At 43.5% G+C, this 16,226-nt stretch carries 14 protein-coding genes and 1 tRNA gene; 3 read left to right on the forward strand and 12 right to left on the reverse strand.

Annotation, left to right across the window (positions count from 1 at the left end; genetic code table 11):
* Window positions 1–5 precede the first annotated feature (5 nt).
* The 3 genes from trpE to F8S12_RS01930 form a co-directional block, all read right to left on the reverse strand.
* The gene (trpE, locus tag F8S12_RS01920) at window positions 6–1,535 is read right to left on the reverse strand and encodes an anthranilate synthase component I (protein WP_196514538.1); all 1,530 of its coding nucleotides are present in this window, start codon (window positions 1,533–1,535) and stop codon (window positions 6–8) included.
* A gap of 123 nt (window positions 1,536–1,658) precedes the next feature.
* On the reverse strand, window positions 1,659–2,081 hold the full coding sequence (locus F8S12_RS01925) for a photosystem I reaction center subunit II PsaD (protein WP_196514539.1): 423 nt from the start codon (window positions 2,079–2,081) through the stop codon (window positions 1,659–1,661).
* 188 nt (window positions 2,082–2,269) lie between these two features.
* Entirely contained in the window at window positions 2,270–4,279 is a 2,010-nt protein-coding gene (locus F8S12_RS01930; RefSeq protein WP_196514540.1) for a DICT sensory domain-containing protein, read from the reverse strand.
* An 875-nt stretch (window positions 4,280–5,154) separates the two neighbouring features.
* Here F8S12_RS01930 and F8S12_RS01935 point away from each other — a divergent pair.
* Entirely contained in the window at window positions 5,155–7,446 is a 2,292-nt protein-coding gene (locus F8S12_RS01935) for an amylo-alpha-1,6-glucosidase (RefSeq protein WP_196514541.1), read from the forward strand.
* A 45-nt stretch (window positions 7,447–7,491) separates the two neighbouring features.
* On the opposite strand, the gene F8S12_RS01940 is transcribed toward F8S12_RS01935, so the two are convergent.
* The 4 genes from F8S12_RS01940 to F8S12_RS40175 form a co-directional block, all read right to left on the reverse strand.
* Window positions 7,492–8,169 carry a hypothetical protein gene (locus F8S12_RS01940; protein ID WP_196514542.1) on the reverse strand — a complete coding sequence of 226 codons (678 nt, stop codon included), beginning with the start codon at window positions 8,167–8,169 and terminating at the stop codon, window positions 7,492–7,494.
* Window positions 8,169–8,582 carry a RusA family crossover junction endodeoxyribonuclease gene (locus F8S12_RS01945; RefSeq protein WP_196514543.1) on the reverse strand — a complete coding sequence of 138 codons (414 nt, stop codon included), beginning with the start codon at window positions 8,580–8,582 and terminating at the stop codon, window positions 8,169–8,171. The genes F8S12_RS01940 and F8S12_RS01945 overlap by 1 nt, the downstream gene beginning before the upstream one ends.
* A gap of 98 nt (window positions 8,583–8,680) precedes the next feature.
* Window positions 8,681–8,977 carry a hypothetical protein gene (locus F8S12_RS01950; protein ID WP_196514544.1) on the reverse strand — a complete coding sequence of 99 codons (297 nt, stop codon included), beginning with the start codon at window positions 8,975–8,977 and terminating at the stop codon, window positions 8,681–8,683.
* Window positions 8,967–9,203: a BrnT family toxin gene (locus F8S12_RS40175; RefSeq protein WP_331001333.1), complete on the reverse strand. Its 237-nt coding sequence runs from the start codon at window positions 9,201–9,203 to the stop codon at window positions 8,967–8,969. The genes F8S12_RS01950 and F8S12_RS40175 overlap by 11 nt, the downstream gene beginning before the upstream one ends.
* Window positions 9,204–9,644: 441 nt before the next feature.
* Here F8S12_RS40175 and F8S12_RS01960 point away from each other — a divergent pair, with 441 nt between their 5' ends.
* Complete coding sequence (locus F8S12_RS01960; RefSeq protein ID WP_196514545.1) at window positions 9,645–10,361, forward strand: molybdopterin-dependent oxidoreductase; 717 nt, start codon at window positions 9,645–9,647, stop codon at window positions 10,359–10,361.
* 31 nt (window positions 10,362–10,392) lie between these two features.
* Here F8S12_RS01960 and F8S12_RS01965 read toward each other — a convergent pair whose 3' ends face one another.
* Together F8S12_RS01965 and F8S12_RS01970 are read right to left on the reverse strand one after the other, a co-directional pair.
* Window positions 10,393–11,031: a HesA/MoeB/ThiF family protein gene (locus F8S12_RS01965; RefSeq protein ID WP_196514546.1), complete on the reverse strand. Its 639-nt coding sequence runs from the start codon at window positions 11,029–11,031 to the stop codon at window positions 10,393–10,395.
* 172 nt (window positions 11,032–11,203) lie between these two features.
* Entirely contained in the window at window positions 11,204–12,037 is an 834-nt protein-coding gene (locus F8S12_RS01970; protein ID WP_196514547.1) for a hypothetical protein, read from the reverse strand.
* A 353-nt stretch (window positions 12,038–12,390) separates the two neighbouring features.
* Between F8S12_RS01970 and F8S12_RS01975 the strand changes: the two genes are divergently transcribed.
* The gene (locus F8S12_RS01975) at window positions 12,391–13,299 is read left to right on the forward strand and encodes an AbiJ-NTD4 domain-containing protein (protein ID WP_196514548.1); all 909 of its coding nucleotides are present in this window, start codon (window positions 12,391–12,393) and stop codon (window positions 13,297–13,299) included.
* A 115-nt stretch (window positions 13,300–13,414) separates the two neighbouring features.
* On the opposite strand, the gene F8S12_RS01980 is transcribed toward F8S12_RS01975, so the two are convergent.
* The 3 genes from F8S12_RS01980 to F8S12_RS01990 form a co-directional block, all read right to left on the reverse strand.
* Window positions 13,415–14,848 (reverse strand): vWA domain-containing protein, encoded by a 1,434-nt coding sequence (locus F8S12_RS01980; protein WP_196514549.1) that lies wholly within the window; start codon window positions 14,846–14,848, stop codon window positions 13,415–13,417.
* 481 nt (window positions 14,849–15,329) lie between these two features.
* A tRNA-Leu gene (locus F8S12_RS01985) sits at window positions 15,330–15,399 on the reverse strand.
* 32 nt (window positions 15,400–15,431) lie between these two features.
* The gene (locus F8S12_RS01990; RefSeq protein ID WP_196514550.1) at window positions 15,432–16,157 is read right to left on the reverse strand and encodes a hypothetical protein; all 726 of its coding nucleotides are present in this window, start codon (window positions 16,155–16,157) and stop codon (window positions 15,432–15,434) included.
* Between the last annotated feature and the right edge of the window lie 69 nt (window positions 16,158–16,226).

The following is a 16,226-nucleotide window of genomic DNA, read 5'->3' on the forward strand; positions in this document are numbered from 1 at the left end:
ACATTTCAACGCAAACAATGAATTGCTTCTAACAGACCTCTAGCTTTATTCAGCGTCTCTTCGTATTCTTTCTCTGGCTCCGAATCAGCCACTAAACCTGCACCGGCTTGCACGCTCACCATATTATCACGCACTACCATTGTACGAATTGCGATCGCAGTATTTAATTGTCCTTCAAAATCGTAATATCCATACACACCGGAATAAACACCCCGACGATTAGACTCTAACTCGTGGATAATCTCCATTGCCCTAATCTTGGGTGCGCCGCTTACCGTACCTGCTGGGAAGCAAGCTTTTAGTAAATCCCAGGCTGTTTTACCAAGTGCTAATTTACCCACAACATTGCTAACAATGTGCATCACATGGGAGTAGCGCTCAACTACCATTAATTCGTCAACTTTGACGCTACCACTTTGACAAACACGCCCCAAATCATTCCGTCCTAAATCTACAAGCATCACATGTTCGGCAATTTCTTTAGGATCTTGGAGTAAATCCTGAGCTAGAGCGGCATCTTCCTGGGTGGTTTTACCTCGTCGCCGCGTCCCGGCAATGGGGCGTACCGTTGCTATCACTCCACCATCTGAATCTGTTTCGGCTTTTACCATCACCTCGGGACTGGAACCGATGATTTGCCAATCTTGGAAGTGAAAGTAAGCCATATAAGGCGAAGGATTTATCTGACGTAGGGAGCGGTAAAGTGCAAAGGGGTCGCCTGTGTATGTTGTTGATAGTCGCTGGGAAATTACTACTTGAAAAATATCGCCTGCTTGAATGTAGTCTTTGGCCTTTTGGACGCTGGCACAAAAATCAGGGCGGGTAAAGTTGCTCTTATACTCCCCTGCTCCTCTGCTCCCCTGCTCCTCTGCCCCTCTGCTCCCTGGCGATTTCCATTCCAATCTGGTTTTTTCCGGCGATAAAGGTAGAGATAGCTTTTCGAGCATTTGAGTGACGCGATCGCTAGCTTGTTGATATGCTGCTTTCAAATCTACTTTCGGATCACGTAAATCAGCATAAGCGATCGCCCAAATTTTCCGCTTCATCTGGTCAAAAATTAATAGGTGGTCTACCTGCATCCACAACCCATCAGGGATATTTCGCTCATCTGGTGGATGAATTGGCACGCGTGGCTCAATCCACTGAATCAATTCATAGCCCCAAAACCCAAACAACCCGCCAATTCCTAGCGGTAGCTGTGGTAGCTTGACTGGGTGATAAGGTGCTAAACATTCGGCTAAAGCTGTAAAAGGGTCACCTGCAAAAACGACCTGCGAACCATCGCGGTTTTTTTGGATCGTGCGATCGCCCCTTGCTTCTAAAACCCACACTGGATCACAGCCCACTAAACTGTAGCGTCCCAGTTTTTCCCCGCCTTCTATTGATTCCAACAAAAAACTATAGGGTTGACCTGCACAGACTTTATACCAAGCAGATACGGGCGTATCTAGGTCTGCTACCCATTCTTGATATACCGGAACGAAGTTGCCTTGTACAGCTAGCTGAGAAAATTCTGAGAAATCGGGGAATACCATAAATAGCTTAGGGATAGGGGATTGGGCATTGAAAAGAGGCAGAGGAGCGGGGTGCAGGGGGCAGAGGGGAAAACTCTTCTCCTTTGCTCCCTGCTCCCCTGCTTCTTCGCCAGTCCCTAGTCCCTATACGTCGTGGGTAGCTTTACCACTAAACTTGAGTTGTGCTGGACTGGGGTTTTCCCCGATGCTGCGTGGGACATAACCCACTTTTGGACGACCTTCATTCACCTTTTCAGGGAATACGCCGTCAGCTGGGTGAATTAAAGTAGTTTCACCGTTAGGTAAAATCCGGTAAACTTTGTAATTTGTAATTTTGAGTTTCCGGAGTTGCTGACCGCCCAAAGCAATGCCATACTCTTTACGAGCTAGATACAGCAGGTTTTCACCTTCCCGCATAGTAGCAGCACCACCTGTAGGCAATTCAAATACTTGTTCTTTGGGGCTAGTCCAAGTGATAGCGTACTTTTCTTCCACTGCTGCTTTAGTTAGCAAGCCACCAGTGTGGCCAGCAAATAGCGGTGTTTTTCCAGAGAGTGTTTCTGCCATTAAAGTATTCTCTCAACGTTTTTAGGGAATCCTAACACCGCAACCAGGATCATATTGCGATCGCGTTATAGACTGTAACAGTTTTTAGTCATTTGTCCTTTGTTCTTTGTCATTTGTTAAAAACTTATGCTCCATGCCCCATGCCCTGTTTGCCCAATGACTAATGACCAATGACAAAGGACTAATACCTATTTACTCTTGACTTTTGTCCGATTTTCTTGTCTGCTACTCTCAATACTAGGTATAGTGAAGCGAAACTTACTACCCTGGTCTTTGCCAGTTGACTCTGCCCAAATTTCCCCACCCCAGCCATTAACAATTTGACGGCAAATTGCTAAACCAAGTCCAGTCCCGCCAGTGGTGCGGCGCAGCGCTCCCTCTTCTTGATAGAAGCGGTCAAAAACTACTTCTAAACGATTCGGTTCGATGCCGCGTCCGGTGTCAGCCACAGTAACCTCGACCATTTGATAGCTGTTGTCAATCGCTTGAATGGTAATTTCTCCTTCGGGTGGCGTAAATTTAAAAGCATTGTCCATAAGTTTTGCCAGTACCTCTACTAACCAATCACCGTCAGCTCTTATCAGAGGTAGGTTTTGGGCAATTTGAGTTTTGATTTGGGGCAGCTTTTCCGTTGAGGAACGTGTGCGATTTCGGCTGAGTGCTAAATCCACACACTCTTGTAAGGTGAGAGATTCTGGATGCCATTGCACCCGGCCGCTTTCCAAGTTAGAAAGGGTCAGAAAATCTTGTACCAGTTTCCGCATCCTCTCTGAGTCAGAAAGAGCAGTGTTGAGCATGATCTGCTGCACCTCCAAGGGCATATCTGGCTCACTAGCGAGGCTTTCTAAGCACACTTGAATGGTGGATAGGGGGGTACGCAGTTCATGTCCAGTAATGGCTATGAGGTTGCTGCGAGTGCGGTCTAAGGCTTCTAGCTGCTGGTTAAGTTCTTCTAGGTTGGCGTAAGCTTCCGCTTGGATGAGAGCTGCTCCTACTTGGGTAGCGATCGCTTTTACCAGATCCAATTCCCCAGGTTGGCACTCGTGCGGTGGCATCCGGCAATAATGTAACTCCACAATGCCTAATAATCGCCCCTGAGAGAACACTGGTTCCATCAACCAAGAACGAATGGCAAACTTTTTGGCAATTAAGGAAAGTCCTGGCGAATTGGTAACGCGAGGGTCACTCAGCGTATCGCTTACACAAATCCCTTCCCCTTGTTCCACTATGTCCCGAAATAGAAAATTTTTCTCTAACTCCCAGGTTTGCCCACGAACTGATACAATCCCAGGAGTCAAAAACTCGTGTTCAATTATGGCTTGGCTATCTGCGGCTTGAGCGCGGTAAATTAGACAGCGACAAGCTTCTAGGTGTTGTCCTAATTCTTGTGCCGCCACCTGGAGAACTTCGTGAGGATCGAGCGATCGCCGAATGGCAGTGCTAATTGAGTTGACTAACCGCTCTTTTCGTGCTTTGGCAGCAATTGAACGGTAGGCTTTGTGCAATTTGTACTGACTAGCTTGCAAATAAGTTACTAAGCGCTGCACAAAGGGATCTGTGTCAATATCACAAGCATATTCATTGACCTGTTCTGCTCCAGAGTAGCTTCTTGGCTCCCCGATGCCAAACCTCTGGCGTGCCTCGTCAATTTTACTTGCCAATTCTGGTCTGTAAACCAAAATCCTCTCTAACAGCAATTCGGCTGCTTTTAGGCTAACTCCCCTTTCCGATGTCCAAATTCCCTCAAATCTTCGTGCTGTGTCCATATCCAGGCTAGGGTTTAGCTCTGGTAGTTGCTTGTTTTTGGCAATAGAACCAAGGTTTTCCCGGCAAACCAGACAAGTGGCATAACTGTCAGCAATCACAACCAAATGCCACTCTTGACTTAAGCCATCCTCTGGCTCAAAAGCAACTTTTTCGTAGTGTTCCGAACTGTTGGTAAAATCTGTTTCTGGAGCAGATAATACATATATTTGATTACTCCGCAAAGCAAGTCGCTGATAGCGATGAGCTTCTTGGCGATAGAATCGCTCTCGCTGGAAACTAGCAATTATCAGGGGTTGGGCTAAAGTCGCAGCCAAAACTTGATCTTCCATCGCGTGGGAGAGCGCCGTTAGCGAAGCCTTAAAATATAGCTGGGGCCGCAAGTACGGTAGGGACTTTAGCAGATCACTCAGCACAGAAGTCGAAATGCTCATGAATTATTGTTAAACGCTCAACCTCGATCAGATCCACGTCACAGTTGCATTGTACAAATTCCAACGGACTCTCAATTTAAACAGACAGTTGCAAATTGTGACGTTTTAAATAATAGGCTACTACGCCCAATATACATTCTTGACCAGCTTTGTCGTATGCTTGGACAAGTAAAATTTTTCATTGCTAAGTATTAAAAAACAATTATTGTATAGTTTAAACTGTTATATTGACTATTAACTACTGAAGATTGATTAATAATCTAGGCGTTGGCGTAGCGTCTCGTAGAGAAGACATCGCCTACTTTGCCTACATTGATTTATGCTCACTACAGAAATTTTGTTACCCAAAAATCATTACTGCTACATCCACATAATTTAATCCATAATTAGTGATTAAATTTAATCAATTAATTAAACGCTGTAGGGGCAATTCATGAATTGCCCCTACCTGAAAATCAAGGTTTCGGCTATTGTTTGCGTAAGTCCTGAATTTGTCTAGTCAAATACCAAAGATATTTAAGACAAAATCGTATAATAGGAGAGAAAAAATCCTCTCTATGCCCAACAAAAACTGTGAATTTCGCCTTTTTTGCTGGATATCCTATGTGCTTTATGTCTTGAGAAAGTTAAATGACTAATAAATTATCTCAAAATCCTCAGTTTTCAGTCTGACTTTAGACTTATAAAATATAAATCTATCAAGATTTGCTTATATTGATTTGAGTGCTGCTATTTTGTCAGCATTATGTAAGGATTACTTTGGCTCGAATGGCTCAAACGAGTTCTAGAGAGCGCCTTTTCGCGGAAGTTATGAGGTCAGCAGCCTCTACTCGGAAGACCACAAAAATATAGACCTGTACACGGAACTTTGGCTAATGACACCGGATACACTAATGACCCCGGAAAAAATTTTCTTGGATGGAAAAACTTTTATTCCTGCTGAACAATTACCGATCCCGGAGTGGCCTTGTGTTGTGAGTGAAAGACCACAACCGACGCTGACGGTTAAAGATGATGATTTATTTTTTGTGACAGATACTATTGGGAATATTTCTGGCTGTTCCCTTAACGATGGCAATCCCAGTATGGGACTGTTTTGTTGTGATACAAGATTTCTGAATCGCTTGGAGTTGCAAATTGAAGGGCGATCGCCTGTACTCCTCAGTAGTAGTGCCCAAAAAGGGTTTTCACTCTCAGTTTTGTGTACCAACCCCAGAATTGACGAACGCCTGAAAGCCGACACTATCGGAATTCGCCGAGAAATCGTGCTGAATGGAGCATTATTTGAAGAAATAGAAGTATCCAACTACAGCACAACAACCGTCAGTTTTGAACTAAGCATCAGCTTTGACGCGGATTTTGTTGATTTATTTGAAGTCCGAGGCTACAACAGAGAAAAACGAGGCCGGCTTTTACGCCTTGTGGCCTTGACGCCTGAGGAAGGAACATTTTCTCTCGTCGATGGCGTTACGCCTATACCCAAAGAGCCATCTGCCTTTAGGGAAGAATCTTTGACACTCGCTTATCAAGGTTTGGATGGCTCGGTGATGGAATCCCGGATTCTATTCCAACATCGGCAACCAGACTCTTTCAAGGGTTACACTGCGGTTTGGCAGCTAGAGTTGGCTTCTCACGAAACTCAAAAGCTGGGCTACCGAGTGAATATGTTGAGAAACAACCAATCCAGTTCAACCGTGAGCGCCGCCATTACCTTAGGACAGGCGAAAGCCGCTGAGTTTATGGAAGAGCAAAACTGGGTACAACAAATTACACGTATTAGCTCAGATAAGAATACCTTCAATCGAGTGATTGAGCGGGCAGAACAAGATATGTATTTGTTGCGCCAATCTTTTGGGAAGCATAAAATTGTTTCCGCCGGAGTGCCGTGGTTTTCGACACTATTTGGTCGAGATTCGCTGATCACAGCTTCCCAAACCTTGATGTTAAACTCGCAAATCGCCAAAGAAACCCTGATATTACTAGCGACATACCAAGGTAAAATCGACGACGAATGGCGCGAAGAAGAACCGGGTAAGATTTTGCACGAGCTACGTTTGGGAGAAATGGCTCGTTGTCAAGAAATTCCCCATACACCCTACTATGGTACTGTTGACGCCACTCCCCTATGGCTGATGCTCTATGCCGAACATTATGCTTGGACTCACGATCAAGAACTCCTAGAGCAACTTTGGCCGAATGCTCTAGCAGCAATGGAGTGGATCGATCGCAATAGCAAACAAACCAGTTACCTCAGTTACTTCCGTAAATCCAAACGCGGTCTTGTTAACCAAGGTTGGAAGGATTCTGGCGATTGTATTGTAAACCACAAGGGAGAATTAGCCAACGGCCCAATTACCCTGTCTGAGGTGCAAGCTTACGTCTATGCTGCAAAAATGCGCCTAGCAGAAATAGCTAGGATGAAGAAGCGGCTTGATTTGGCAGATCGTTGGCAAGAAGAGGCGAGAAATCTTAAGATTCGTTTTAATCGAGATTTTTGGGTGGAAGACCAGGATTTTTGCGCTTTGGCTTTGGATGGAGATGGCAACCCAGTAGACAGTATCACCTCAAATCCCGGTCATTGTCTGAATTTGGGCCTCTTCACCCACGAAAAGGCTTATAGTGTAGCAGAACGGTTGCGGGCACCAGATATGTTTAATGGTTGGGGCATTCGTACCCTGAGTAGTTTGTCACCCGCTTACAATCCAATGGGCTATCACACTGGTTCGGTCTGGCCTCATGATAACGCTTTGATTGCAATGGGATTGCGATCGCTCGGTCTAATTGATCAAGCCCTAGAAATATTCCAAGGTTTATTCGACATGACTGAGCAGCAACCCTATCAACGTCCTCCAGAACTTTTGTGCGGCTACGAACGGAACGGTGATAATGCTCCCGTACAGTATCCAGTTGCTTGTACTCCCCAAGCTTGGGCTACTGGTAGTATTTTTCAACTACTGCAAATGATGGTCAATTTGGTGCCTGACGCTCAAAATAACTGCTTGCGAATAATCGATCCCGCTTTGCCAGAATCGATTAATCGCCTGTCATTTCATAATTTGCGAGTCGGCCCCACCATCCTCGATTTAGAATTCGAGCGTTCTGGGACTACCACTGCTTGTCGCGTTGCTAAAAAACGGGGCAATCTCCGGGTAGTTATCGAAGCATAAGAAGGGAGTAGGGAGTAGGGAGTGGGGAATTTACCACTCCCTATTTTATACTTGTTCGTCAGTATGTAAAGTTTTCAAGAGCTGCTCTGTAAGCTCGATCAATTCATATACAGAATTTTGTGTAAGTTGTGTAGTTTTGAAGCCATGAGCGATCGCATTACGTAATAAGAGTGCATTCATTAGTAACTGATACTCAGATTTTGAAATTACACCTTCAGTTGCTAATTGCTTTACTAAGTAGAGTGGATCAAATCTTTCTAAACTTAGCTCTTCCTTTTCGGTAATAAGTCTCAAAGTTGCTTCTGCCAAAGACCAAGAATATAGAATAGCTGATTCTGGATGTTGCGTTGTAAGTTGCCTTGCTACTTGCAACTGTGATTCTATTTCATGTTCCTGAAGAGAACCCTCTGCTTTCAGAGAATACATTATATCCTCCGGGTTGGTCATTACTAATTCAAATCTCCAACCAGGATGTTTTTCTACCGCTTGAGCTAAATTAACTAAATATTGATTAGAAGAAGAATTAAGTGAGGAGCGTGACTTGACTTCAATAACTACATTTTCTTCTCCCCGACGTACTATCATGTCAGGGCGATAGTGATTAAGGAAGTCAGGTAAGTCTTCTGGATTTGGATGAAAAAAAACTTCGTAACCCTTTTCACGATACTCCTCTCCTAGTTTCAGCAATCGCTCTCTTTCTAAGTTTGCGGTTGGAGTTTCCATCAAATAATTAACTCCTGGTTAGGAGCATCAATTACGACAATATGTAAGAACTCATTGCCACGAGCAAAACCTTCCGCCAATGTTGGGGTCATGTTTTCTATTCTAAAGTTACCTGACAAATTTCTCTTTCTAACTAAGAGATCGCTTACTTGAGAATCGTCGTCGTAGGCTAATCCATTAATTGCATCTTGAATAGGCTTCGGTATATTGTCTACATCCATTTTATCAGAATCATAGAAATAGGTTATCTGGAGCATAACCAACCCAGTAGCTGTTTTTTGTTCCGAAGACCAGTATTTTTCAGCCTCTTGTCGCACTGTCTTTCTCCAAGCTTCACGCCGATTGCCCTTGCCGCGATCGCGAGCCTGTTGTGAGACTGGTGGGCCATCTACTATGAATTCAAATCTGGTCAATGCACTTCTAAATAATAGATCACAGGTTATTTTATGCTAGTAACCTCGAACACAAGCAGATAATTTTCGCTACTCATGACAGAGGAATACTACCGTTACTAACTGTTGCTGCCTCGCTCAGTAGCTTCGCTGAGTGCTTCACGAATTATCTCATCACTCACACCATGCCGTTTCAGGCTCGCAATCAATATCGAAACAGTATCACCCTCAAGTCGTTCAATATCTGCTCTAAGTCCTTGTCCGATATAAGCACGAACTAATGGCTGATAACCAGAAAACCCTAACAATGGTGCTACTCGCTTCAAATCCTCAATCACATCTTCGGGAATGCGAATTGTAATTGTCGTCATTGGACGATTTTTATCGAGTCGCTTTCTTAAGACTTCAGCTTTCATAGTATTCACGTTCCTTGCGCGTCGCTTTCCGAGCCGAGATGATCCGAATCATGTCGTTTTCACGTTCAATGTAGACGACGTACAGAAGATTCCATCGTCTGTCCAAGCCAATCACAGCATCCCGCTCCTCATCATTGCGGCTTGCATCAACCACCACTAGAAACGGATCGAAGAAAGCTTCTACGGCTTGCTGAAATGTTATGCCGTCATGATTGCTAGGATTAATCTAGCTTTCTCCTGGTTTCAAAGGAAGGTGACACCATTAAGCACGAAAAACACATCCATACCTCATAGTCTAGGCAAGATGTATTTACGTTGTCAATACGCTTTCTTGTAAAAGGTTACAATTACAATTCAGGGCTGAATCTTAATGCGTCCTGAAACCTTGCAATGTTCACCTGTTTATTATCTTCGTCAACCCGATAAATTGTTTTATTGCGTAATAGTGCGATCGCACTCTTTTTATTTTTAGGATTACTCGCAATTTTTCCCAAGGCGATGTACAAACCTGCCCAACTTCATTAGCTTTCCGGGCTGTTTGGTAATTGGCAGACTTTACGCACTATTCACTTTATCACTGTCATACTGTTTACAATTGCTTATTCCTTACTTGCTCTCAAAGTAGGAAGCGTCCGTCTAGTTAAGTCTATGTTCCTGTAGAGGTTTTATGAGTCTGATTCTTCCCAAACGCACCCTATCCCGTCGCCGGTTACTGCAAGTATCTGGACTTTCAGGGGTAGGCTTTCTTTTAGGTGGCTGTGGGACAAGTTTGTTCTCAGATAATGTCCGGCAAATATCTGAGCCACTAAATCAACGTCTTGAAGCACTCTTGTTAAGTCAGAAACCAGTTCCAGAATTTCCTGTTAGTGCTATAGAAGCAGATAAATTACTGATTAATACCTTTGACTTCACTCCGCAAATTGATCCGGCGCAGTTTCGCCTAACGATTGATGGTGAGGTTGCTAACGCGATGCAATTGAGCATGGTGGATATTCAAAAACTTCCCTTGACTTCAATGGTGATTCGCCATGTCTGTGTTGAAGGCTGGGCTGCGATCGTTCAATGGGGGGGTGTGCGATTACAAGACTTAGTAGCGTTGGTACAGCCGAAGTCAAACGTTCGTTATGTCTACTTCAAATCTGCTGATGGCTATTATGAAAGCTGGGATATTGCTTCTGCGGTACATCCCCAAACTCTCATGGCTTATCAAAAGAATGGACAACCATTGTCAGTTGATAATGGTGCGCCTATGCGCCTAGCATCCCCAATTAAACTGGGCTACAAGCAAAGCAAGTGGGTAACTCAAATTACATTTGTCAGCAATTTGTTGCCCATTAAAGGCTATTGGGAGGATCAGGGCTATGAGTGGTTTGGAGGACTATAGTCTACTTGATAGCACTATTCATGGACGCAAGCTACCTAAACAGAGATTGAACACTCAAATCCTTTAGAGTGATGGTGAAATTACGCTGTTCTTTTGTAGCAATGAATGAAGCGATCGCTTCACACGCCACAGCAACGGTTAACATGACTAGGTTTCGTGCCAGGGGATAATCACAGACATCATCATTCACCTCAGAAGGAACGCGATAAACGTCATTCCAAATCACTTCTGCATAATCAGCTGACAGTCCAGCATGAAGACAAGGAATGTTAAATTGATCAGCATAATCTTTCACTGCTTGACGTGCCACACTGTTGTCAAAGACATCGACAATTAGCTGACTATCTTTGAGTAATTGTGTTGTATTTGCTGGTGTCAACTCTTTTGTTTTAGCATCAACTTTAGTACCAATTGCTCGATATAAATTGTTCGCCAAGATTTTCGCCTTAAACGCTCCAACATCGGAACGGTAGTAAGGCTGAGTTGAAAGGTTACGCTCCTCAATGCGATCGCGATCAATCACCGTAAGTTTATCAAAACCAGATCGAGCCAAGTTTTCAGCAATGTTAGCTCCTAATGCTCCAGCCCCACAAATTGTTACAGGATAGTCTTTTAGCTTTGCCATTACAGCATTAGTGCGGTAAAGCTGTTCGTGAAAAAAGATACTCATAATAATTCGTAATTCGTAATTAATATACTCACCGCTCTCAATACGGTTTGGTTAAGACTTGATCCCCCCAACCCCCCTTAAAAAAGCTTGCTCAGAATGGCTCTATCTCCCCCTTTTTAAGGGGGACTAAGGGGGATCATTAAGGACTGTGCATCTTAACCGAAAAGTATTGTCACCACTCTTGTTGTTCCATCACACCTACTAAGGATTGCAAGTCAAAATCGCGATCGCGTCCACTCAGACAAATGCCAGAACTGACAACAGTTAAATCATTTTTAGCGATCGCACTTGTGTGGCGAACACCATCAGCAGTTGTCCAATCAACTGTCCAATAATCACTGCGATCGTGGAATTGGCGTAATTCACCGCCGCCCATCTGCAATGCCTTTCTCAATCGTTTTTCATCCTGTTGGGGTTGAGCAAAGCCATCAATACGCCGAGTTGCTAATTCATACACTGTGCGGATTTCTGGAGTAATGCCTTTGAAGTGCAATTCTTCAGCAGGAGTAAGTTGCTTAATAGCAGATTGCAGAGTTTCAGAAATTGCCGGATCGGTACGGCGATCAACCTCCTCGAACCAGCAAGACTGTCCATTCCAACGGGCAATAATTTGCTCAAAGGTAACGCCCTCGGTTACTAGATGCACTGCGATCGGCTTAACCACCTTCAAACGTTGACGCATATCTGCTTCATTTACAGGGTATGCTAACCAGGTTTGTCCCCGCAGTGGGTGTGCTAACCGCAATCGTACTTGTGGAAAGTGTTGCAGGTATTCCGCAATTTGGGGCAAGTCTGCTTCTTCCACAACCGTTGCTGTCTTCTCATCCACAGCCTGAAAGATGCCCCAACCTTCAAATTTACTAGGCTTTGGACTGAAGGTGTAGACCATCCCAGCTACCTGTGTGCGAACTCGTCCACCTTTGACACAGGGCGCGAGAAATTGGGTAGCAGACAACTGTGCTTCTGCGATCGCAATTTGGTTGATTAGTTTAAATATGTTAGTCATAACTAATATTAATTTTTTAAAATAAAGTTACAGATGCAACCCTAGAAACCGAGATGAAATATCACTTTACTAATCCTGAGTTCTTAGCAATTATTCAGAAGGCGCGGGAAGAATTTAAGGCAGGCAAGAAGTTGTCTTTGGAAGAGATGAAAAGAGAGATTTTGCAGTGAGCGATCGCTGTTACTTCATACGCCTTCTTCATATCGGTCATCAGTATCAGATTCTTGGGTTGAGCGATCGTCTAAATTAAAGTAATACAACTTCAGCTAGTTCTAAACTTTAGATTTCAGTAGTTTTCTTTAGTTAATTACGCTATAACATAGTTAATTGAGTGACTAAAAAAAAACTAAAGTATGGATACCTTTTCTGAGAGGCATGGCTTTAAACTTAAGAGAGACATTATGCAGATTGAGTCAATGAATGATGATCTGCGTAACAGCTTATGGAATGTCTTAGCTTTATTATTTTGGAACAAACTAGAAAAATATTATCAGGGTTACCATATAGACTATTCTGAAACAGAATCATCCACCTACAAGTATGTTGAAAGAGATGATATAAAATATTTAATTAAGGATTTGTGGTTTTCTCATTTTAAGAAGAAATTTGATGATTTATCAGGATACTGGAGACAAGATTATGCTTTTATCAAACAATCTTTTTTTGAATATAAATTTAATGAAGTTTATGATTTTTTACAGTTTATTGCTAGAAATTACAGAAATGATTCTACGCGAGAAAAGTTTATTAGCTTATGCAATCATGTTTTTGAACGTGAATTGTCCGGCTATCGTTTTCTTGGCTCGATAATTACACGAATAACCTCAGAGACAGAAATTAAGGAAATAGAAGAAGCTTTAGCAGACCAGGATAGATTGGCTCCAGTATCCAATCACCTTAACACTGCACTAACTTATTTGTCGAGGAAAGAAAACCCTGACTATAGGAATTCTATAAAAGAATCTATTAGCGCTGTGGAATCAATTTGTTGTCTAATCGCCAAAGATAACAAGGTAACATTAGGAACAGCCTTAAAGATTATAGAAAAAGAACAAAAAGTTGATTTGCATCCTGCCTTAAGTGGAGCATTTAGCAAGTTATACGGTTATACAAGTGATGCTGACGGTATACGCCATGCCTTACTAGATGAATCTGACCTTGACTTTGAAGATGCCAAGTTTATGCTTGTGTCTTGCTCTGCTTTCACTAACTATCTTAAAGAAAAAGCTATAAAAGCAGGAATTGACTTTAATAATCCGTAGCAAGAATAAATAGTATCAGCAGATTGGGTTTTATTCTTCAAATCTATAGAATATTTTAAGTCAAGTTGTAAAGTTTTTAGGTGCATTGTGTATTACCTATGCACCCTGATTTACTCTACTTATCCGATCGCACAGGCAACGGCATATCCAGAATTTCCATCAGCAAATCCAGACGAGAGGGGCGCGTCAAAAGTGGAACAAGGTTCGGCAAACTGTAGTAGTCGCCTGCAAAAGTAAACGTATCTACAGGTGCTTGCTGCTGCTTTAGTTGACTCTCCACCCAGTCGTAATAAGTGCCCACACGGACAATCACCACATTCGGCATTATCCCCAACTCCCGGCAGTAGGTCTTGTAGACTTCACCGAAGTAAGGAGCCGCATTCTCGCCTTCGTCCGTCACCAGGATAATCTGGTCAACCACTTGCTTTTTCCGCCGCATTGCTTCCAATGCACAGCCGATACTAGTGCTACCGCCTGCCTTGATGTGCTGGAAGGCACGCTCCCAGTCGGTCAACTCCTTGCCCTTTGCTGTAATAGCATAAGGAATGGTGTCGAAGGCGTAGACAAACAGTTCTGCCTGAGTGATACCAGAGATTAGGGCAGCGAGTTGCTTACCGATAGCGATCGCATTTTCCATTGAGCCAGACTTGTCCACCAATAAGGCAGTTGGACGTGCGATCGCACCGCGCCGCTTCACTTGCTCGTTAGTCACCTTTTCCAGTCGGGCAACGGTGTCTGCGTCAAAATCTGCGGCATCTGTTGCAATCTGTGCTTTGAATGCTGAGACGCGCCCACTCTTAGATGCTGACTCCAACTTGGAATCAATCAGCTTCTTGACTTCTGGGTGATCCATTGCCCCTCTAGTCTGGAGAGACTTGAGGTTATTGATCGCTTCCTGAGGAGTCATGCTGTTAATTAACGCCACCAACACAACTGGCGTAAGTTGCTTGATTGCACCAACTGCGATCGTATAGGGAATCTTGAACTCCACAATTAGCCGTGCCTGTTCTGCGGCACTTTCTGCTTTAGCAAGCTGCTTCAGCATATCTGCTAAGGAACCCTCTGGAGGAGTATCGCGGAACAGAATTGCATTTGCCCGCTCATTTGGCTTAATGTGCAGCGAAGCATACAAGTGCTTCATTGCCTTGCGACCCCGGAGAGCAGCGCGATCGAATAGAGCCGGATTGCTCTCCCGTACCTTCAGGTAACACCGCACCGCAGTCCGAGCCGAACGCGGCATTTTATTCTGGTGCTGCTTCATGAAGTCCACCACACGAGCTACCTGATAGGGTGGAAACTCTTGCAACATCACAAATCCAGCATCTCGGTGTTCAGTCAAATTGCTGGTTAATAAGTGACCAACAAACACTTCCTTGTGATCGCGGACATCACCATGATGCTGATACCAGACTGCCAAGTGTCCGTAGAAAATGGGATCGAGTTCAACAATTAACTGATGAATTTCTGTAACTTGCTCAAGCTTGCGGTGAGGACTTGTGAGCAAACTGTTGAGTATTTCCAGACGCAGGTCACGTTCTGCGGTGTTCATGGGAACCTCCTCTAAGAATTTTGGATTTTGGATTTTAGATTTTGGATTGCAATCTTAAATCCAAAATTGAAGGAGGCAGATGTTGCACGCGAGGTAATAAAGTCACCGCGCAAGTTGGGGAAGCATTGTGTACAACTTTTGCAGAGTTATGTAAGCTTCCGCGATCGGGGCGCGGCAACAACTGCCAGTTTTGATGTAAACAGGACTTACGCAAACAATAGCCAAAACCCTTATTTTTGGGTAGGGGCAATTCATGAATTGCCCCTACCGCATTTAGCTTTGCGTAAGTCCTAGTAAAGTACCGAAATCGTTGACACTACTCGCTAAAATGGGTAGCCACGACGTTTACTTAATGGTTCAAAAGCAGAAATAGTCTAAATCATCAGGCTCGATGTTGAAAGAATTAATATTTTTCATCGTTCTCACCTCAATGTTGAAATGAAATAAAATCACCTCGTGCAAGTCGAAAAAGCTGTTGATTCACACACGGGATTTGAACCCGTAATCGCTTGATCTTAAGTCAAGTGCCTGTACCATTCGGCTAGTATGTAAGCTTCTCCAGTTAGGGCACGAAGTGAGAATTTTAGTGTTGAGAAAGTTGATTTAAAATAAATCGAATTTCTCTCTTATTACACTGTTGTTTACTAACAGCATAAATTTTTCGACCTACATATATTGCGGCAGAATGGTGAATTATCCCTTTCATAACATCTGTCACATAATCAGTTGATGGCGGTGCAAAATCCCCAAAGGTAATTAGATACCAAATCTCGTTCAGCTTGTGGTACTGATGATAACCATCAACGATGACAACATCAGTTGGCCGCTGGGTTTGCTTTTGCTTTCGAGGCACTTTCTCGGCTGCACAAAGAATTCCAGTTTGAGGATGAATATAGAAGCGATCGCGAACGCTTGCATCTAACTTAATTCGATACCCTCGGTAAAGCTTGCTATAAAATTCACCATCAATTATTTCTACATGCCGTTCAACGTAGTCCCACACATGATCGATAACATGCTGTCCTATCATTGTGTTCGGATTTAATCGTTGACACAGTTCGCTGTAAACGTCATTCCAAGGGTGTCCAGTTTTCGATCGCAAAAACCGCCGCAGGGGGCCGAGATGATCTGAAAGATACTTGGATTTATTTGTTGGTTTAATCAGGTAGGGATTTAACAATCCATCCTGACTCGCTTCCTCGGTAAGTTTGTGTAATTGCTTTTTAAAGCCACTCAGCTTTTTAAGACTGATTCTTCTTCCACCGCGAGGACGCTCAATCACAATCTCGCTCAAACGATGTTCGCTCATATCTCACGTTGTTTAAATGCAGTTTTACTAATTGAATTGTTATTAAAAATGAGTTAGCGAACATCATTG

Source organism: Nostoc sp. WHI, from assembly GCF_015714725.1.
Taxonomy (GTDB): Bacteria; Cyanobacteriota; Cyanobacteriia; order Cyanobacteriales; family Nostocaceae; genus Nostoc.

Bases quoted from the DNA above. Each gene is read 5' to 3' on its own strand.
- trpE (WP_196514538.1), bottom strand. From the start codon at position 1,535: ATGGTATTCCCCGATTTCTCAGAATTTTCTCAGCTAGCTGTACAAGGC.
- F8S12_RS01925 (WP_196514539.1), bottom strand. From the start codon at position 2,081: ATGGCAGAAACACTCTCTGGAAAAACACCGCTATTTGCTGGCCACACT.
- F8S12_RS01930 (WP_196514540.1), bottom strand. From the start codon at position 4,279: ATGAGCATTTCGACTTCTGTGCTGAGTGATCTGCTAAAGTCCCTACCG.
- F8S12_RS01935 (WP_196514541.1), top strand. From the start codon at position 5,155: ATGACACCGGATACACTAATGACCCCGGAAAAAATTTTCTTGGATGGA.
- F8S12_RS01940 (WP_196514542.1), bottom strand. From the start codon at position 8,169: ATGGAAACTCCAACCGCAAACTTAGAAAGAGAGCGATTGCTGAAACTA.
- F8S12_RS01950 (WP_196514544.1), bottom strand. From the start codon at position 8,977: ATGAAAGCTGAAGTCTTAAGAAAGCGACTCGATAAAAATCGTCCAATG.
- F8S12_RS01960 (WP_196514545.1), top strand. From the start codon at position 9,645: ATGAGTCTGATTCTTCCCAAACGCACCCTATCCCGTCGCCGGTTACTG.
- F8S12_RS01965 (WP_196514546.1), bottom strand. From the start codon at position 11,031: ATGAGTATCTTTTTTCACGAACAGCTTTACCGCACTAATGCTGTAATG.
- F8S12_RS01970 (WP_196514547.1), bottom strand. From the start codon at position 12,037: ATGACTAACATATTTAAACTAATCAACCAAATTGCGATCGCAGAAGCA.
- F8S12_RS01975 (WP_196514548.1), top strand. From the start codon at position 12,391: ATGGATACCTTTTCTGAGAGGCATGGCTTTAAACTTAAGAGAGACATT.
- F8S12_RS01980 (WP_196514549.1), bottom strand. From the start codon at position 14,848: ATGAACACCGCAGAACGTGACCTGCGTCTGGAAATACTCAACAGTTTG.
- F8S12_RS01990 (WP_196514550.1), bottom strand. From the start codon at position 16,157: ATGAGCGAACATCGTTTGAGCGAGATTGTGATTGAGCGTCCTCGCGGT.